11 protein-coding genes and 3 pseudogenes are annotated in these 18638 nt (G+C 61.4%); 8 read left to right on the top strand and 6 right to left on the bottom strand.

Going from position 1 to position 18638, the window contains the following annotated elements; genetic code table 11:
* Positions 1 to 86 precede the first annotated feature (86 nt).
* The 5 genes and pseudogenes from QMO82_RS04105 to QMO82_RS04085 all read right to left on the bottom strand — a co-directional run.
* A pseudogene (locus QMO82_RS04105) lies at positions 87 to 284 on the bottom strand (hypothetical protein); the annotation flags it as partial.
* A gap of 107 nt (positions 285 to 391) precedes the next feature.
* On the bottom strand, positions 392 to 1285 hold the full coding sequence (gene nifH / locus QMO82_RS04100) for a nitrogenase iron protein (protein ID WP_004675840.1): 894 nt from the start codon (positions 1283 to 1285) through the stop codon (positions 392 to 394).
* Between the two features lie 886 nt (positions 1286 to 2171).
* Positions 2172 to 2882 carry a nitrogen fixation protein NifQ gene (locus QMO82_RS04095; RefSeq protein WP_008536495.1) on the bottom strand — a complete coding sequence of 237 codons (711 nt, stop codon included), beginning with the start codon at positions 2880 to 2882 and terminating at the stop codon, positions 2172 to 2174.
* Between the two features lie 517 nt (positions 2883 to 3399).
* On the bottom strand, positions 3400 to 3996 hold the full coding sequence (locus QMO82_RS04090) for a hypothetical protein (protein WP_011053448.1): 597 nt from the start codon (positions 3994 to 3996) through the stop codon (positions 3400 to 3402).
* Positions 3997 to 5260: 1264 nt separating this feature from the next.
* Positions 5261 to 6450 (bottom strand): annotated as a pseudogene (locus QMO82_RS04085) (IS3 family transposase).
* A gap of 1227 nt (positions 6451 to 7677) precedes the next feature.
* Here QMO82_RS04085 and QMO82_RS04080 point away from each other — a divergent pair.
* The 8 genes and pseudogenes from QMO82_RS04080 to fni form a co-directional block, all read left to right on the top strand.
* A pseudogene (locus QMO82_RS04080) lies at positions 7678 to 7854 on the top strand (cytochrome); the annotation flags it as partial.
* A gap of 68 nt (positions 7855 to 7922) precedes the next feature.
* Complete coding sequence (locus tag QMO82_RS04075; RefSeq protein ID WP_011053445.1) at positions 7923 to 9203, top strand: cytochrome P450; 1281 nt, start codon at positions 7923 to 7925, stop codon at positions 9201 to 9203.
* 5 nt (positions 9204 to 9208) lie between these two features.
* A complete protein-coding gene (locus tag QMO82_RS04070; protein WP_029875528.1) occupies positions 9209 to 10810 on the top strand; it encodes a cytochrome P450 in 1602 nt (533 codons plus the stop codon).
* Positions 10797 to 11639: an SDR family oxidoreductase gene (locus QMO82_RS04065; RefSeq protein ID WP_008536513.1), complete on the top strand. Its 843-nt coding sequence runs from the start codon at positions 10797 to 10799 to the stop codon at positions 11637 to 11639. Before QMO82_RS04070 ends, QMO82_RS04065 begins: the two co-directional genes overlap by 14 nt.
* The gene (locus tag QMO82_RS04060) at positions 11639 to 12982 is read left to right on the top strand and encodes a cytochrome P450 (protein ID WP_029875527.1); all 1344 of its coding nucleotides are present in this window, start codon (positions 11639 to 11641) and stop codon (positions 12980 to 12982) included. Before QMO82_RS04065 ends, QMO82_RS04060 begins: the two co-directional genes overlap by 1 nt.
* Before the next feature lie 773 nt (positions 12983 to 13755).
* Positions 13756 to 15309, top strand: coding sequence for a hypothetical protein (locus QMO82_RS04055; protein ID WP_011053441.1), 1554 nt, complete (start codon positions 13756 to 13758; stop codon positions 15307 to 15309).
* The gene (locus QMO82_RS04050) at positions 15306 to 16208 is read left to right on the top strand and encodes a hypothetical protein (protein WP_008536520.1); all 903 of its coding nucleotides are present in this window, start codon (positions 15306 to 15308) and stop codon (positions 16206 to 16208) included. Before QMO82_RS04055 ends, QMO82_RS04050 begins: the two co-directional genes overlap by 4 nt.
* On the top strand, positions 16195 to 17361 hold the full coding sequence (gene fni, locus QMO82_RS04045; protein WP_016737499.1) for a type 2 isopentenyl-diphosphate Delta-isomerase: 1167 nt from the start codon (positions 16195 to 16197) through the stop codon (positions 17359 to 17361). Before QMO82_RS04050 ends, fni begins: the two co-directional genes overlap by 14 nt.
* Before the next feature lie 188 nt (positions 17362 to 17549).
* Here fni and QMO82_RS04040 read toward each other — a convergent pair whose 3' ends face one another.
* Positions 17550 to 18479, bottom strand: coding sequence for a polyprenyl synthetase family protein (locus tag QMO82_RS04040; protein WP_008536525.1), 930 nt, complete (start codon positions 18477 to 18479; stop codon positions 17550 to 17552).
* Between the last annotated feature and the right edge of the window lie 159 nt (positions 18480 to 18638).

Here is an 18638-nt window from a genome sequence, read left to right as displayed (position 1 = left end):
ACTTTCGCCTGCAGTCCGTGTCACGTTCACATACAATATTTGACACGTTTTTTTCCTTCGAAAGCGTGGTCCTATTGGGCACATGCCACGCCCGGAATGGACTTGATGTTCGATTTGACGTCGCATTCGGAAAGGGCCTTCGGCTCATCGCCAGGCTCGTCGCCGCTCGTTGCGACGCTGAGGTGCTTCTTGCGGCGCTTCGCCGCCTTGTCTGGATATTGCGCTAACACTTCCGCAATGAGCTGTTCATGCAAAACGCTGTCATTCTCGTAATCAAGGCTCATGGGCCCCTGCCCCCTTTCAAGGTTCGGGTTAGGTCGTCGTCGCCGAAGCGGCTTTCTTGGAAGGACGCGCTGGCGCAAGGGCCAGCGCGTCCTGTCGACAGCGGCAGTTATTGAGCCGCAACCACCGCTGACTCCTTGGCCTGTAGTTCGGCCAGCATCTGCTCGTCGCTCTTCATGATGCCGAAGTCGAGCAGCATGTCTTCGAGCTCTTCCATGGTAATCGGGGTCGGAATGGTCCCTTGGCCCGAATTGGCATGGATCTTCTCGGCTAGCGCCCGATATTCCCCGGCCTGCTTGGAGTCCGGCGCGTACTGGATCACCGTCATCTTCCTGAGCTCGGCGTGCTGGACGATGTTGTCACGCGGCACAAAGTGGATGAGCTTGGAATTGAGCCTGGCAGCCAGCGCCTCGGAGAGGTCGAGCTCGCGGTCCGTCTGGCGCTCGTTACAGATCAGGCCGCCGAGCCGCACGCCGCCGGAATGGGCATATTTCAGGATGCCCTTGGCGATGTTGTTGGCGGCATAGAGCGCCATCATCTCGCCGGACATCACGATGTAGATCTCCTGGGCCTTGTTCTCACGGATCGGCATCGCAAAGCCACCGCACACCACATCGCCGAGCACGTCATAGGAGACGTAGTCGACATCGTCATATGCACCGTTCTCTTCAAGGAAATTGATCGAGGTGATGACGCCGCGCCCGGCGCAGCCGACGCCCGGTTCCGGACCGCCGGACTCCACGCACTTGATGCCTTTGTAGCCGGCCTTGAGCACGTCCTCGAGCTCAAGGTCTTCCACCGAACCTTCCTGCGCTGCCAGATGCAGAACCGTGTCCTGTGCTTTGGCGTTCAGGATCAGCCGGGTGGAGTCGGCTTTCGGGTCGCATCCGACGATCAGGATCTTCTGCCCGAGGTCGACAAGCGCTGCGAGCGTATTTTGGGAGGTGGTGGACTTGCCGATCCCCCCTTTGCCGTAAAATGCGATTTGACGCAAATCTGACATATCGCCTTCCTTCTTTCGTTCCATCCATCGCTGAGTAAAAGGCAGGCAGCTCGCGCCGCCTCGCATGGCAATCTTCAAAACCCGTGCCATGTGGGCAGCAGCATATAAAACAGCTGTTTTGCTGATCTTCAGCTATTTAGTTCCGAACTTTCGAAGGCGGGATCGACAAACTCTTGTCTCGAAACCGCCAAACTGGACGAAGCGGCTGCGAGGTCTTGTCGGTTGGAAATCGCTTGCGTCAAAGATCAACAAATCTCGTCCGTATCCTTACATCTCAGGCGAGGGACAGAAGTAGTGTGGCAAGTCGTAGAGCCAAGCAGATCGGTACCGTCTTGACGGCCGATCGGCTTCGCACCACGCGTCGAATCAAGGCCGGATGATCAGCAGAACGCATATGAAGGCACAGTAGAGATTGTCGCTTACAACAAACTCGCTGTTATGCTGTCTCCATGAACAAATAGGGGGAATGCCGACAGCTTGGCAGCTGCAGTCTTGCAGGCCCGGATTGTTTCGCCATTGGCTGAGATTGACAACGGAGCCGGTTTCGATCGTCAGCGGGCCAGATTCTGAGGAAATGCTCGAAGGCTACAGCAAAGATCGTGAGCAAGCTATCAAGTTAAAGCGCTAGTCGCGGACGCTTTTTTCCGGCCATACGCTCAGCTCCGACAAATTGTGGATCGCGTAGTCGAATACGGCGAAGAGCTTAAGGCAATTTTAGTAGGTGCTATCAGAATTGACCGATGATCATTATCCGACGACGACATCACCGCTCATCTTTAGGAAAGTGGCATTTGCGCGTGCCCGCACAGTCGTAATATCGGGAGCAATAATCCCCCGTATCGGTTCAACGTCGCCGGACAAGCCCGCCAAGTTGCATCTGTGGCCTTCACGTTTTCAAGATCTCGCGCCCGACGAACTCTGCCGCTCCAGAAAGACTTCCGCTTTCCTCAGGGAGAAAGCATTCATTAAAATCGCCGCATTCCTTGCAGCTGGGAGCGCTACAAAGGGAAAAGCCTTCAGCTTCGCAAATCTTGCGGTAAAAATACTTCTTCCACCTCATGTTGTTGGTGTTGCCTGCCACCAGCGCCGGAAAATGCGCGAACAGCAATCTCCTAAGTTCGGCTTTGTCAAGCAAGCCGAGATCCCGCCAGAGGTGGTCTTCGCGCATGGAACGTCGCGCAATGATCTTAGCAAAACGCACGCCCTCAGGGTCGCCTGGCCGCACATGCCCTAGGAGCATATCGCGCAACAGTTGCTCCTCCGCATCAGGCACGCAATCACTCGCCTCTTGCAGGGCAAAAGCGCGGATAAGCCTTGCCGGGAAACTGCGGGCTGGTATATCCCGCAGCTCCCTAAGCGAAAGGCCGGTTGCCTCGGTCGCGGTGGCAATCCCCATCTCAATTTCTTCAAGTGCGCGCGAAAAAACGCGGAAGAGCACATAGTCATCAAAATATAACTTGAGACCCATCTGGCATGGTCGGCTGAAATAGCGTGTTTGGCAATCGTCGCAGTGGTCGACGGCTATGCCGGTTTGACGTGCGGCGTCCGCAGCTGGCACCGCCACCGTCGAGACCCCGATGTGATGCACATTTGGCATGCGCTTCGTCGCTTTCTCCAATAATCGAATTCAGTTGGCTGCTTTGATCCCCGCAAGGCGAGCATTCAAAGGTTGTGCCAGCTTGAGCAAGTGACAGTTGAAGCCGGCTTTTCAATCACTCGATCGCCCGTGCAGCGGGGAGGCGATCCCGCCTCCCAGTTATCGCCAAACGGACAAACGCAGGCTTTCAATCTGCGGCGCCGATCGAGCAGTCTGAGTGTAGCAATCTGAGGGAAGATCAAAGATCAATTGCTGCGCAACGACGTGTTAGCCGCCGATAGAGTTATCATATGTCTCTTCGATAGTCCTCAGAGTAGTTGGAGACCGGCACTGAACGTCTTCCGACCTTCAGTGTTGACCTTTGTCCAGTTGAACGGGAGGCCTTCGGCAACGTAGTAAACGCCGCTTTGAGGCGTCAGCTTTCCGTTTCTCGAGCCCATGTCGCCACGCTCGCGGACTCTCAGCGAATCGGCGCGATAGAGTTCATTCTCCTGGATCCTATCATTCGTCATTGCGCTCATAGGAGCACCGGGGAGCGGCGATCAATACGCACTTGCAGGCCTTCCAGTGCGCCCGCAACGATGAGGCCCTTGTTCGCCACTCGGTCCATCGGAACAAACACAGGATCAAGCACCGGCCGGCAACATTCAAAACGTCGCGCGGCTTCCGTCATCGTTATTGACGGCGAACGATAAGGTTTACTACCATCGCCTCCCAAAAGCGCTATCTGCCCGGCAAGAGGGATCGGGTACCCGTCAAAGATCGTAAAGGCGGTTAACCCAACTCGCAAAGCTTCTTCGCCAACAAATAGCGAGTGCATGTCGTCGAAGCGGATCATCTGAATAAGATCACTGCCAATTAAACCGGCGATCGATGCAATGCTGTTGCGATCAGGGAGCTCAGCGGCGCGAAAGATCGCACTTTCTGGCTCCAACAGATACACAAAATTTTCCATATCCTTGCCTTCTAAATTCTTGAAAAGAGCTCGTGCCCAGCTGCTTTTGACGGGAGCGAAAGCGACTCGTGCATCAACTTGGGATAGCGACAACGCGCGGCAATATGCAGATTTCAGCGTGCTGTGTAAATGGTCCTGCGCCAATTCGGTTCGGTTCAATTCAAGCCAGGCTCCGGACGCGTCGCTCCGATGTCGCCCAGCCAGTTGATTCTATTGAGATATTTTAATGGGCGTGTTTTTATTCCGGCCAGCCCCCATACCAACTCCGGGCCAAACATGAACGCGACGATGTTAGACCATACCGGCAGCCGCGAGTCGACTAAGCGGGTTCAGCAATCGAACGCGGCGGCCATCGGCGTCGCCGCACGTATGGCTCGAATTTGTCCCAAATTTGCGGAACGGATCCCGACCTTGGGCAAACTATGCAAACGGGTGCGTGTTCCAAGTTTGACGAGATCTGTACGTTGTACGAATACCCGGCAGAATTAGAAATCATTTCCCATGCTGCAGACGCGAGAGCCTGAACTCGAAGCTAACGAGTGGAGCTTCTATCAAGGCACCCCTTACGACGTATAAAGCAGAAAGAAAATTTGCAATCGGCGAGTTCCATCCGAGCATCACGACATTTGGCTAGCGCAACCGGGGCAACAGCCGCGCTCACTGTTGGCTGACTTAAAGTGTGCTGAAAGCCGCGGTCGCGAGTTCGCGCTCGGTCCCCAGGCGTTTTCGGTGCCGCGTTTTTAGCGTTATTCAAAACGCGGATGATGGCATCCAATCAATCTATTTTGCCTGATTAGCGACCTTGGTGCATGACCAAGGTGTCTCACCAAACAAGCCGATCGCGACCTCAGCGGAGAACGTACAAAAATGCAATAGATAGGAAGCGGCAGATTTTATTGCGTATCCCGGAGAGATACTGGCGCCGCCTTGTTGCTCGCTATGGCGGCGGCCTTCGGAGTCTGGCGAACAGGATTTGCCGAGTCGGAAGCCGCGAAAGAAGAAGTCGTCACTTTGGCGTATTCGCGCTGACCCAACTTTTGGCAACCTATGGCACTCACGGCGAAGTCATGCACGTTCATAGCGTGGACGAATCGGGCGAAACGTCAGCGTCGACGCAGTTCAAGTATTGGACGAACGAACGGGAGCAAGGCTTTGTCCTTTAGAACTTTTTTTTGCATCCTGCTACTGGTCACGTGCACCAGCGCTGTTTCGGCCTACGCCGCGTCGCTTTCCATCTTCAAAGCGTTCGCCGTAACACTAGCGGCTTCGGTTTTCCTTCAGGTCGTTTATTTCTTGAGCCTGCTATTTATGTCCTTCCGGCCCACGCGCGAGAGCGACAGGTCGATACATTCAGGAACTCGGCAGGCAAACCAGCCACAAAAACATGATCGCGATGAAACTGAGCTGACCTGCCACTGAATTTTCATCCGGCGGCGATTAGAGCCTCGGCGGTTTTGAATACGCCAAGTGGCGCGGTGTGAGCAACCGGCGGAAACGCGAAGCCTTCATCTTGCGCAGCGTTGGAGCCGGTTGCGGCGATGGTCCCGGCATAATCTGCCGGGGTCTGATATCCGAGCGATTAGTGCGGCCGGAAATTATTGTGATCGTCCGCCCATTCGGCAATGGCGCTTCGGGCATGATTGAGGCCAAAGAACAGGCTTTCGTTGAGCAGTTCGTCGCGCATCCGACCATTGAAGCTCTCGGCATAGCCGTTCTGCATCGGCTTTCCCGGCGCGATGTAGTGCCAGTCGACTTTGTGATCCTTCGACCACGCGAGGATCGCATTCGAGGTGAGTTCAGTGCCGTTGTCGGAGACGATCATCCCCGGCTTGCCGCGTCGTTCGATCAGCGTCGTCAGTTCTCTGGCGACACGGCGGCCGGAGATCGACGTGTCCGGGATCGCCGCCAGGCATTCGCGCGTTACGTCATCGACGATGTTGAGCACGCGAAACCTCCTTCCGCAAGCGAACTGGTCGTGCACGAAGTCTAGCGACCATCGGGCATTGGCCTTAGCTTCGACCAGAAATCGGAGCACGCGTGCGGACAGCACGGCGTCTGGCTTTGCGCTTGCGGACAGAGAGACCCTCCTCCCGATAAAGGCGATAGATGCGATTGACCCCGGACGGTTCTCCCTCCCGCCGAAGCAGGACGAACAGTCGCCGGTAGCCGAAACGCCGCCGCTCATTGGCGAGGTCGCGCAGCTTCGCTCGCAACTCGGTTTCCGGCGGTCGGTTCGACTGATAGCGGATCGTCTTGCGGTCGGCGGATATGATCTGGCAGGCCCGCCGTTCCGAAAGACCCATGACGGTCTTCAGATGCGTGACGGCGTCACGCTTCGCGACAGGCCCTACCATTTTTTTGAAAGAAGCTCGCGGAGTGCTGCTGCGTCCAACATCTGCTCGGCGAGCAGCTTCTTCAGCCTGGCATTCTCATCTTCAAGCGCCTTCAGCCGCTTGGCCTCGGAGACTTCCAGGCCGCCGTATTTGGCTTTCCAGTTGTAAAACGTCGCTTCTGAAATCCGTGCTTGCGGCAAAGGTCGGCCGCCTTCGCACCAGCCTCCTGCTCCTTCAGCACCGCAATTATCTGCTCTTCGGTAAATCTCTGCTTCTTCATTCGTCCGTCCTTTGATGGGCCGGACTCTAATCAATTCTGGAGGAAATTCGCAGGGGCAGGTCAGAGCAGTCCAACGTCCCCCAGCTTGACCTAAGGCGTAAACGGCGCACCCCTTAGTTAGCGGTGTAGGTATTGACCCAATTCATCAGGCTAAAGCTCAATTCGATGTCATGGAACTACTCAACAACCTCCAGCAACCGAGGACCGCTTTCTTCACCACGGTGCGGCGGTCCATGAGATGCTGCATTGGTCTCCCGATTGCTTCATCTTCGGCAGGAGGCTTCTGGATTGGGCATCGTCTGGTTTAGAAAGCACCTCCGACTCAGGCGACTGTTGCCGACCGCCGCTCCTGATTAGATGACATGTTTCCGGAAGAGAACATGCTTCGAAATTTGAGCGTTTCCCGTTGCCTTTTCTACCTACGCCGATCGAGAAGCTCGACCGTCTCGGTAAGCGCGGGGGTGGAAACATTAAGAACAACGTCAACGAGATGACTACAAGCTCAGAACTTGCATTTGGCGGAAATAAGCTCCGCAAACTTTACTACCGGAGGGTCGAGGCGGGTCCAGTCTGATTTGCCCAGAGCCGGCGCTTTTAACGCGGCGGCCTCGGCGCAGTCGACGACGTTCCCGCCCATCGGACGAAAACTGGCGGGGCAACTTCGACGTCGAAGATGGCGCGGATTGTTGCACGAAAGCCCGCCGCGAGGGCATCCCATGCAGGTCGCCGACTATCGGACGCAGACCGGCTTAGAGCAGTCTTTTGTCAGACATGTACTCCGCGGTTGTCGGCATTGAGACTGAATGGCGGGAGCTTGACACTACGCGCTGCTACGAAATGCCTGCTGAACCCACGAATTCACTTCGGCACGCGATTTGCTCTGGTCACGGTATGTCGCCAATCGCAGCGCGATGGTCTTCGGGCGGCGCATCGCTGTTCGCGTCTCGTGAGTTCCGATGGTTTGCTGGGCAATGATAGTGGCTCGGTTGTGTGTGCCGGGAAAATGTGAGGAGTGTTAGATGCGATCTAGAGTTCTTCGTTTGCGACCCACAACAATCGCCCACGTCGCGAGCGGTACAGCCAAAGCGGCAGACCTTGAGCCAGGCGGGAAGCCGGGGGTGTGGGACTGGACTGGAAGTTCTGTTTGCGGACGGGTCGGTGGGCGGGTGCGGTCGAACCTGCTGCGCCAATTCCTACGGTCGGCCGACCTATGGCGATACCGACATGTTCGATTTCAACCGGCTGCAAAACCCGCACCTGCCGCTCGGCCAGGGGCCGCATCTGTGCCTGGGCGCTGCGCTGGCGCGCCTGGAATTGGGAAGTGTCTTCCCCCCGCCGTTCGTGCGGCCGGAGGATCTGGCGCTGGCAATCGCCGCAGAGGGCGTGGTCTACACGTTGCCTTAACTCATTTGCTGCCCGCAGTCTGCCCATCATCTTCCGCCCCTTCCGGGCTTAAAGAGTGAAGCGTCACCATGTCCGAACAATCCTTGCCGACGCTGCCGATGTGGCGGGTCGATCACATCGAGCCCTCGCCCGAGATGTTAGCGCTACGCGCCAAAGGTCCGATCCACCGCGTGCGCCTTCCGTCCGGGCACGAATGCTGGTGGGTGACAGGCTATGACGAGGCCAAGGCGGTGCTGTCTGACGCGGCATTCCTGCCCGCGGGAATGCCTCCGGCGGATTTCACCCCCGATTCGGTCATTCTCGGTTCGCCGGGATGGCTGGTCTCGCACGAAGGGGACGAGCATGCTCGGTTACGCACGATCGTGGCGCCGGCCTTCAGCAACAGCAGGGTGAAGCTGCTTACGCAGCAGGTCGAGGCGATCACCGTGCAGTTGTTCGATACGCTGGCGGTTCAGCCCCAGCCCGCAGACTTGCGACGCCATCTCTCCTTTCCGCTTCCGGCCAAGGTAATCAGCGCGCTGATGGGCGTGCCCTTCGAGGAACACGCCTTTTTCGCAGGGCTCTCCGACGAGGTGATGACGCACCAGCATGAAAGCGGCCCGCGCAGCGCGTCCGGCCTGGCCTGGGAAGAGCTCCGCGCCTACATCCACGGCAAAATACGGGGCAAGCGACAGGATCCGGGCGATAACCTGCTGACGGATCTGCTAGCCGCGGTCGACCAGGGCAAAGCGACCGAGGAAGAGGCGATCGGCCTCGCGGCGGGCGTGCTGGTGGCGGGGCACGAGAGCACCGTCGCGCAGATCGAATTCGGCCTGCTGGCCATGTTTCGCCATCCGCAACAGCGCGAACGCCTGGTCCGCGATCCTTCCCTGGTTGACAAGGCGGTGGAAGAAATACTGCGCATGTATTCGCCTGGCGCGGGGTGGGACGGCATCATGCGCTATCCCCGGACCGACGTTACCATCGCGGGCGTGCATATACCCGCGGAGAGCAAAGTACTGGTCGGCCTGCCGGCGACCTCGTTTGATCCGTGCCATTTCAAAGACCCGGAAGTCTTCGACATCGGACGCGACGCAAATCCCCACCTGGCGTTCTCCTACGGGCAGCACAATTGCATCGGGGCGGCGCTGGCGAGGCTGGAACTGAAGGCCATATTCGGTTCGATCTTCCAGCGCTTTCCCGCGTTGCGCCTGGCCGTGGCGCCCGAAGAACTGAAGTTGCGCAAGGAGATCATCACCGGCGGGTTCGAGGAGATGCCGGTGCTCTGGTGCGGACGCCCCCCGGCATCGCAATCTTCTCATTTGGCGGCGCCTGGCGCGCACCGGTCAGATCAGCCACTCGACAGGTAATCAAGATGGACGTGCAAGACACCACGGCAGCATGCCACGACGCCTTCGCCGAGCTGGCGTCGCCAGCATGCATCCAAGACCCGTACCCGTTCATGCGGTGGTTGCGAGAGCACGATCCGGTGCACCGCGCGGCGTCGGGCCTCTTTCTGTTGAGCCGCCACGCCGACATCTACTGGGCGTTCAAGGCTACGGGCGATGCGTTTCGGGGGCCGGCGCCATCCGAACTGGCGCGCTATTTCCCGCGTGCGGCGAGCAGCCTGTCGCTCAATCTGCTGGCGTCTACGCTAGCCATGAAGGAACCACCGACGCATACGCGTCTGCGCCGGCTGATTTCGCGCGATTTCACCGTGGGCCAGATCGACAACCTGCGGCCGAGCATCGCGCGCATCGTCGCAGCTCGCCTGGATGGCATGGCGCCCGCACTGGAGCGAGGAGAGGCGGTGGACCTGCATCGGGAATTCGCACTGGCCTTGCCCATGCTTGTCTTCGCTGAATTGTTCGGCATGCCCCAAGACGACGTTTTCGAGCTCTCAGCGATCGTCAGCGCCATTCTAGAAGGCCTGAGCCCGCACGCCAGCGATCCACAGCTCGCCGCGGCGGACGTGGCCAGCGCCAGGGTGAAGGCCTATTTCGGCGACCTCATACTGCGCAAGCGCGCCGATCCCCGCCGCGACATCGTGTCGACACTGGTCGGCGCACACACCGACGACGCCGATACGCTCTCGGACGCGGAGTTGATCAGCATGCTGTGGGGCATGTTGCTGGGCGGCTTCGCCACCACTGCTGCGACTATCGACCATGCGGTGCTGGCGATGCTGGCCTACCCCGAGGAGCGGCACTGGCTGCAGGGAGACGCCGCAGGGGTGGAGGCATTTGTAGAAGAAGTACTGCGCTGCGAGGCGCCCGCCATGTTCAGCTCCATTCCGCGTATCGCCCAGCGCGACATCGAACTGCATGGCGTGGTGATCCCGAAGGACGCGGACGTGCGCGTGCTGATCGCGGCCGGCAATCGCGACCCGGACGCTTTCGCTGATCCCGACCGCTTCGATCCGGTGCGGTTCTACGGCACCAGGCCTGGCATGTCGAGCGACGGAAAGATTATGCTGAGCTTCGGCCACGGCATCCACTTCTGCCTAGGTGCTCAACTCGCCAGGGTGCAACTGGCCGAGAGCCTGCCGCAGATCCAGGCTCGCTTCCCCACGTCGGCCTTGGCCGAGCAGCCGACCCGGGAGCCCTCAGCGTTCCTTAGGACGTTCCGCGCGCTGCCGGTGCGGCTGCACGCGCAGGCGGCGGCTGAGGTTCGCGTCGTGGTCGACCAGGACCTGTGCGGAACCACTGGTCAGTGCGTGTTGACGCTGCCGGGCACCTTTCGTCAGCGCGAGCCGGACGGCGTGGCGGAAGTGTGCATGGCGACGGTCCCGCAGGCGCTGCACGCCGCCGTGCGCCTAGCAGCCAGCCAGTGCCCGGTCGCGGCCATTCGGGTGATCGAAAGCGAAGCCGGCGATGACCATTGCACCAACCCCGGCCCTACGCCCTCTCCGGCAGACGCTGAGCGACATGCAGCGAAAGACCTACGCAATCCAGGAGAACATGATGGAACGATTTAAAGGCAAGGTGGCCGTGGTGACCGGCGCCGGCGCCGGGATCGGCAAGGCATGCGCCCTCGCCATCGCGCGCGAGGGCGGCAGAGTGGTGGTGGCCGACATTGATGGCCCCGCTGCCATCGCCTGCACCGCACAGATCGCAGCCGAAGCGGGCCAAGCGCTGGCCGTGGCCATGGACATCGCAGATGCGCAGGCGGTGGCAGAGCTGTTCAAAACGGCGAAGCGGCGCTTCGGTGGGGTCGACGTGCTTGTGAACAATGCGAGCGCCATGCATTTGACTCCGCACGACCGCGCGATCCTCGACCTGGACGTGGCGGTCTGGGACCAGACCATGGCGACCAATTTGCGCGGCACGCTCCTTTGCTGCCGGCAGGCCATCCCACAAATGATCGGCCGTGGTGGTGGCGCGATCGTGAACATGTCATCGTGCCAAGGGCTCAGCGGCGACACCGCACTGACGTCATACGCCGCGTCGAAGGCCGCAATGAACATGCTGTCGGCCTCGCTTGCCACCCAATACGGACACGCGAAGATCCGCTGCAACGCGGTTGCGCCAGGTCTTGTCATGACCGAACGTCTCTTCGCCAAGCTGGACGAGTGCATGCAACGGCATCTACACCGGCACCAGCTCCTGCCGCACGTCGGCCGCCCCGAGGACGTAGCCGCGCTGGTCGCGTTCCTGCTCTCGGAGGAGGCTGCGTTCATCACCGGCCAGGTGGTGTGCATCGACGGCGGCATGTTGGCGCATGTTCCAACCTACGCCGACGGTGGCAACAGCGCGGCTCGGCCGGCCGGTGACGCCGCCGAAGCAGCCGCAGCGTCGCATTGGTGATGGACATGCTGCTCAACCCGCTGAACCGCTGGCGCCGGCTACGGGACGACATCCCGGTCATGCCTGGCGCTTTCCCCCTGGTCGGGCATCTTCCCGCCATCGTCTGCGATCTGCCGCGCCTGCTGCGGCGCGCGGAAAGGACCCTAGGCAGCCACTTCTGGCTGGACTTCGGCCCGGCCGGACACCTGATGACATGCCTGGATCCAGATGCGCTCGCATTGCTCCGGCACAAGGAAGTGTCCTCGGCACTGATCGAAGAGATCGCGCCCGACATCCTTGGCGGAACGTTGGTCACTTTGGACGGTAGCGCGCACCGGCAGGCGCGCGATGGGATAAAAGCGGCGTTTCTGCCGAGGGGTCTGACCGAGGCCGGCATTGGCGAGCTGTTCGAACCAATTATTAGGGCTCAGGTCAAGGCGTGGCGCGACCGCGGTGAAGTCGCTATCCTGCCAGACACCCGCAACCTGATGCTCAAACTCACCTTCAGTCTCATGGGCATCCCCGCCCAAGACCTGTCGGAGTGGCATCGCAAGTATCGGCAACTGCTACAATTGATGGTCGCGCCCCCGATCGACCTGCCGGGGATGCCCTTGCGACGCGGCCGCGCCGCCCGCGATTGGATCGACGCGCAGTCGCGCCAGTTCATCCGGGACGCGCGCGCGCGCGCCGCGCGCACCGGGTTGATCAACGACATGGTGAGCGCCTTCGATTGCAGCGATGGCGCGCTCTCCGATGACGTCCTGGTCGCCAATATCCGCTTGCTGCTGCTTGCCGGCCACGAGACCTCCGCCTCGACGATAGCCTGGATGGTGATCGAGCTGGCGCAGCATCCAGAGCTGTGGGACGCCCTGGTCGAAGAGGCGCAACGCGTGGGCGCGGTGCCGACCGGGCACGAGGACCTGGCGCAATGTCCGGTCGCAGAGGCGCTGTTTCGGGAGACGCTACGAATGCATCCGGCTTCCTCGCTCGTACCGCGTCGCGCGATGCAGGAATTACAACTCGGCCAGCGGCGCATTCCTTCGGGCACTCATTTGTGCATCCCACTACTGCATTTCTCGACCTCGCCGCTGCTGCACGAAGCGCCCGATCAGTTCCGTCTGGGGCGGTGGCTGCAACGCACGGAGCCGATCCGGCCGGTGGACATGCTGCAGTTCGGTGCCGGCCCACACGTCTGCATGGGCTATCACCTTGTATGGCTGGAGCTGGTGCAGTTCAGCATCGCCTTGGCATTGACCATGCAGGAGGCCGGGGTGCGGCCGCGATTGATGAGCGGCGTCGAAAAAGGCCGGCGCTATTACCCGACCGCACATCCGTCCATGACAGTCCGCATCGGATTCTCATGAGCTGGGATCCTCTGCCCCGTGTCAAGAGGCAGCGGCGACGACGATGGGCGGCATTGCTGCACTCGGCGCGCGCGCGCGGTGCGACGCCGGCAGCACCGCGGCGGCTCGCCGCTCGCCGCGGCATTCTCTGTCAGGTAGAAGGAGATGAACAACATGCAGAAGGGTTCCACGCTAAACGACGACCGAACTGGCGTTTCCCCGTTCGGCGGATCGGGCGCGCAGGCGTGCGGCGGATTGCCGGTGCGCGCGTCCATAGGCATTGGCGCGCTATGCGCCGTCGCGGAGGATGCCGCGCTTTACTCTGTACCGCGCACTGGATCGCTATCGCGCCTGTTTCGGCCTTGTATTGTAGGTGGTCGAGGATGACACGCCAGCGGATGACGCGACGCTGGGCAAGCCCCCGGCAAGCATGCGGCGGAGAAGAAAGCAACCGGCGTGCCGATCACGAAGCTGCATGCAGCGCCCCAGTCAGTGCCGGGCCTATGGCCAGAGGCCGAGGAAGCCATCACCTCGCTGCGCCCGCGTGCGGAGCGGTTGGCGCAGGCCGTGCAGCGGGCCAAAAGGGTATCTGTTCAAGCACGCGCCGTGCGCATTGGCGCCGGTCCGCACGGAGGCGCCGCCGTACCGCTGCGATCGGCCGGCGGCACCGCTAGATGCTACATTGTGTTCGATTCCACGGCGCAGATCGGAGCGGTTGCCCACCGCGGACCGCCGCCAGCATAGGTGCGCTTCGCCGCGCTTCTCGTCAACTGCCTGCAGAGGGAACATCCCGCATGAGTGCGCTGTCCGAACAGATCCTTTCTGAATTGCGCCACTTGCTGAACGAGACGCGCGATGGCGGCAGCGTGAGTCCGTCCGTTTACGACACGGCGCGCGTTTTGCAGTTCAGCGGCAACGTCACCGGTCGGCAGAACGGATACGCGTGGCTCATGGCGCAGCAACAGGCCGATGGCGGGTGGGGAAGTGCTGACTTCCCACTGTTCCGCCATGTACCCACGTGGGCGGCGTTGCTTGCATTGCGGCGTGCCGATCCTCTTCCCGGCGCTGCGGACGCAGTTCAGGCTGCAACGCGGTTCCTCGAGCGCCAGCCGGATCCCTACGCGGATGCGGTGCCGGAAGACGCGCCGGTAGGCGCGGAGCTGATCCTGCCGCAGATCTCCGGCGAGGCCACATCCTTGGTGGGCGACGTGGTGTTTCCGCGCTACCCGGCGCTGTTGCCGTTGCGGCAAGCGTGCCTGGTTAAGTTGGGGACGGTGGGACCGCTGCCGAGCGGCCATCCGTTGTTGCACTCCTGGGAAGCCTGGGGGACGTCGCCGACCACGGCATGCCTGGACGACGACGGCAGCATCGGCATCAGCCCGGCGGCAACCGCCGCGTGGCGTGCGCACGCCCTCACACAGGCGAGCGCGCCACAGGTCGAGCGTGCCGACAGGTATCTTCAGGCCGCATCGCGCGCGGCGCGCAGCGGCATCGAAGGTGTCGTTCCCAGCGTCTGGCCGATCAACGTGTTCGAGCCATGCTGGTCGCTGTACACTCTGCATCTGGCCGGGTTGTTTTCGCATCCCGCGCTCGCCGAGGCGGTGCGCGTGATCGTCGCGCAGCTCGATGCCTGTCTGGGCGTGCGCGGTCTGGGTCCGGCCTTGCACTTCGCGGCCGATGCGGACGACACTGCTGTTGCGTTGTGCATCCTGCACCTAGCAGGACGCAACCCGGCTGCCAACGCGTTGCGCCACTTCGAAATCGGCGGGCTGTTCGTTACCTTCCCCGGCGAGCGCAATGCCTCGGTGTCGACCAACATCCACGCCCTGCATGCGTTCAGACTGTTGGGAAAGCCCACCGCCGGTACCAGCGCTTACCTTGAGGCCAATCGCAACGCGGACGGTCTATGGGACAATGACAAATGGCATGTTTCGTGGCTGTATCCCACCGCGCATGCAATCGCTGCGCTCGCGCAAGGCGCGCCCCAGTGGCGCGACGAGCGCGCGCTGGCGGCGCTGTTGCAGGCGCAGCGCGACGACGGCGGCTGGGGCGCGGGTCGCGCGTCAACATTTGAGGAAACCGCCTATGCGCTGTTCGCGTTGCACGTGATGGATGGGCGCGAAGAGCCGACAGGGCGCGCCCGCATCGCGCTGGCGGTCGCGCACGCGCTGGAGTGGATGCTCGCTCGCCATGAGGCGCATGAATTGCCGCAGACGCCGCTGTGGATCGGCAAGGAATTGTATTGCCCGACCCGGGTCGTGCGCGTGATCGAACTCGCCGGCTTGTGGCTGGCTCTTCGTTGGGGGCGGCGCATCCCGACCGAGGGAGCAGGAGGAATGGCGCAATGATCCCGACGGAAAGCGCGCTGCAGCAAGTACTGGAGTGGGGGCGTTCCCTGACCGGATTCGCCGACGAGCATGCCGTAGAAGCAGTTAGGGGCGGACAGTACATCCTGCAGTGTATCCAACCGAGCTTGCACGATATCAGCGCCCGCACCGGCCGAGATCCGCAGGACGAAAAGCTGATCGTGGCGTTTTATCGCGAGTTGGCGCTACTGTTTTGGCTCGACGATTGCAACGACCTTGGCCTGATCGCGCCGGAGCAGCTGGCCGCGGTGGAGCAGGCGCTGGGGCAGGGCGTGCCATGCGCGGTCCCCGGTTTCGAGGGCTGCGCTGTGCTGCGCGCTTCCCTGGCCGCGCTCGCCTACGATAGGCGCGACTATACTGAGCTTCTAAACGATACCCGGTGCTACTGCGCGGCGCTGCGCGCCGGACCCGCGCAGGCGGCGGGGGCTGAACGCTGGTCGTACGCCGAATACTTGCACAATTCCATCGATTCGATCGCCTACGCGAACGTGTTCTGTTGCCTGTCGTTGCTATGGGGGCTGGACATGGCGACCCTGCGCGCGCGTCCGGCGTTTCGCCAGGTGCTGCGGCTCATCTCCACGATAGGGCGCCTGCAGAACGATCTGCATGGATGCGCCAAGGATAGGGCGGCGGGAGAAGCCGACAACGCTGCCATCCTGCTCCTGCAGCGTTATCCGGCTATGCCTGTGGAGGATTTCCTCAACGACGAGCTGGTCGGCCATGCGCGCATGCTGCACCGAGTGATGGTGAAAGAACGCTTTCCTGCACCATGGGGACCGTTAATCGAGGCCATGGCGGTCATTCGCGCGAAGTACTACCAGACCTCGATCAGCCGCTACGGCAACGATGCGGCGGGGGGAGGCCAGCGTGCGCCGGCGTGAACGCGCGGGAGGCGGCGGCGTGCGCGCGGCGCCCTCGGTCCGATCCGACGCAACGCCAACGCCCAATACGGCGGATCGAGCGAGCGGGTGCGACGACGCCCTGACCCGGCGCAAGGACGACCATCTGGACCTCGTGCTGGATCGGCGAACGGCGCCAGCCACGGTCGCTGCCGGCTGGGAGCAAATCCGGTTCGAACACTGCGCACTGCCCGAGCTGGACCTGACGCAGATCGAACTGCGCACATCGCTGTTAGGCAAGCCCATACGTGCGCCGCTGCTGATCAGTTCCATGACCGGCGGAATGCCACGCGCAAAGGCCATCAATCGGCACCTGAGCGAGGCGGCGCAAGCCTTGGGGATCGCCATGTGCGTCGGTTCGCAGCGCGTGAGCCTCCAATCGCGCAATTCCCAGGGGCTGACGCGCGCCCTACGCCGCCTGGCGCCTGACATTCCCTTGCTGGCCAATATCGGCGCTGCGCAACTGCGCGAGGCCGACGGCCTTGATCTGGCGCGCCGGGCTGTCGATGCGCTGGAGGCTGATGGGCTGATCGTCCATCTCAATCCGCTGCAGGAAGTGCTACAGCCGGATGGCGACCGCGACTGGCACGGCGTACTGGCGCAGGTGGCTCGCGCCGCGCGTAGCGTGGGCGTGCCTATCGTGGCCAAAGAAGTCGGGTGGGGCCTGTCCGCCTCGGTGGCCTGCGCGCTCGTCGAGGCGGGTGTTGAGGTGATTGATGTCGCCGGAGCCGGCGGCACCAGTTGGGCCGCGGTGGAGGGCGAGCGCGCCCGCGATGCCGCCGGCCGTGCAGTGGCGATGGCGTTTGCCGATTGGGGGATCCCGACACCGGCCAGCTTGCAGGCGGTCCGTCGGGCACTGCCAACGGTGAAGCTTATCGCGTCCGGCGGGATCCGCGACGGCGTCGACGTGGCCAAGGCCATTCGCCTGGGTGCGGACATTGCCGGGCAGGCAGCCGGCGTGCTGCCGGCGGCTACGGTATCGACCGAAGCGGTCGTTGCGCATTTCGAGGTCGTCATCCGCCAGTTGGCCGTCGCCTGCTTTTGCACCGGCTCACCTGATCTGGCGACGTTGCGCCAGGCGCGCTTGTTGCCCTCCGCGCACTTGTTGCCCTCCGCGCATCCGCCAGTCGGATGATGCCGGCGTCGCCCGCTCTGTCGGCCGGCCCTCCAAGCTGGTTGCAAAAACCGTTAACGCTAAAGCTAGACCTCTAATCCACCTTGGCCCAGCGGTTCGATGCAGGGAACGAAATGTTCATGAAGCAGCTGTTGACGATGAAGCGGTAATGATGCCGCCGGCTAGGTTATGCGTACCGTAACTCGGGCTTACAAAGGCGCGCAATCCAGCGCCGTTTGTTGAATCAGACCGGCTTTTCCCGGTCCAGCCACGCCTTTGCAAAGTGCATGATTAAGCCAGTCAACGAAGGACCGTTTTTGAGGGCTGGCAGGAATGGTGTCACCTATCTGTTCGAGATACGCATAAAATCTGGCGGCTGCGCTGTCCAATCCTTGGCCGCGAACGATACTGGGTCGATTCAGCTGCGTGTCCACGGCAGGCAATTTGCCAAGCACTTCTGCGCGGCCGACTGTATCTGCGATGTCGTCGGCGATCTGATACGCGTGCCCGAGCAATTCCCCCACCTTAGACCATGGGGCCGGATCTGCACCACTTGCCAGGGCACCGCAAGTGGCCGCCGCGACAAAGAGGGAGCCGGTCTTGTAATGGTGATAGCGGTCGATTGGGACGTGCGTCATTGCCTCCATCGACTGTCCGGCGATCAGTCCGTGACTGGGGCCGACCGCCTCCGCAACCACCTCGATCATGCGCGCGCCCAACTCAGGTGTTAGCGCAGCCTGCAAGCTGAGGTATTTGAAAGCCATCACAATCAAGGCATCGCCGGTCAAAACGGCGATAGGCTCTCCGAAAAGCCGGTGCACCGTTGGTCTGCCGCGGCGTAGCGCCGCGTTATCGAAGCAAGGCAAGTCGTCATGCACCAACGAGGCACAGTGCAGCAATTCAATTGCTGCCGCGGCTCTTGTCGCCAGCTCAGGATCTTTTTCGCCGCACACATAGGAGACTTTCAAGCAGAGCTTGGGGCGCATCCGGGAGCCCCCTGGAAACACTGCCGCGTCCAGCGCTCCACGCAGGTGAGCCGGCGCAGCCGGACTTAGAGCAGTATCCATGGCAGCTCGCAGCGCTTGCTCGATGAGCTTGTCGCTATCGCCAACCACGTCGGCTTGGTGATTCGAAATCATATCGCATCTCCACTTTTGAGACGAAAACGAAAACGGGCCTAGTCCAACCGGTGCCAAACAAAAGGCCGATTTCGCTGTGTCTCTTCAGGTTCTAAGGCACCGTTAAGTTTAGCGGATTGCGGCGGCCAACATGCGGCACCGGCGTGACCAATGAAACCG

It is taken from the genome of Rhizobium sp. BT04, assembly GCF_030053135.1.
Lineage (GTDB): Bacteria > Pseudomonadota > Alphaproteobacteria > Rhizobiales > Rhizobiaceae > Rhizobium > Rhizobium binxianense.
The sequence above is the reverse complement of the archived record's forward strand: the minus strand, read 5'-3'. Positions and strand labels throughout refer to the sequence as shown.

What these genes read in the sequence shown, in the direction of transcription:
- QMO82_RS04070 (WP_029875528.1), top strand. Translation starts at nt 9,209, where the DNA reads ATGGACGTGCAAGACACCACGGCAGCATGCCACGACGCCTTCGCCGAG.
- nifH (WP_004675840.1), bottom strand. Translation starts at nt 1,285, where the DNA reads ATGTCAGATTTGCGTCAAATCGCATTTTACGGCAAAGGGGGGATCGGC.
- QMO82_RS04065 (WP_008536513.1), top strand. Translation starts at nt 10,797, where the DNA reads ATGGAACGATTTAAAGGCAAGGTGGCCGTGGTGACCGGCGCCGGCGCC.
- QMO82_RS04040 (WP_008536525.1), bottom strand. Translation starts at nt 18,479, where the DNA reads ATGATTTCGAATCACCAAGCCGACGTGGTTGGCGATAGCGACAAGCTC.
- QMO82_RS04075 (WP_011053445.1), top strand. Translation starts at nt 7,923, where the DNA reads ATGTCCGAACAATCCTTGCCGACGCTGCCGATGTGGCGGGTCGATCAC.
- QMO82_RS04055 (WP_011053441.1), top strand. Translation starts at nt 13,756, where the DNA reads ATGAGTGCGCTGTCCGAACAGATCCTTTCTGAATTGCGCCACTTGCTG.
- QMO82_RS04095 (WP_008536495.1), bottom strand. Translation starts at nt 2,882, where the DNA reads ATGCCAAATGTGCATCACATCGGGGTCTCGACGGTGGCGGTGCCAGCT.
- QMO82_RS04060 (WP_029875527.1), top strand. Translation starts at nt 11,639, where the DNA reads ATGGACATGCTGCTCAACCCGCTGAACCGCTGGCGCCGGCTACGGGAC.
- QMO82_RS04050 (WP_008536520.1), top strand. Translation starts at nt 15,306, where the DNA reads ATGATCCCGACGGAAAGCGCGCTGCAGCAAGTACTGGAGTGGGGGCGT.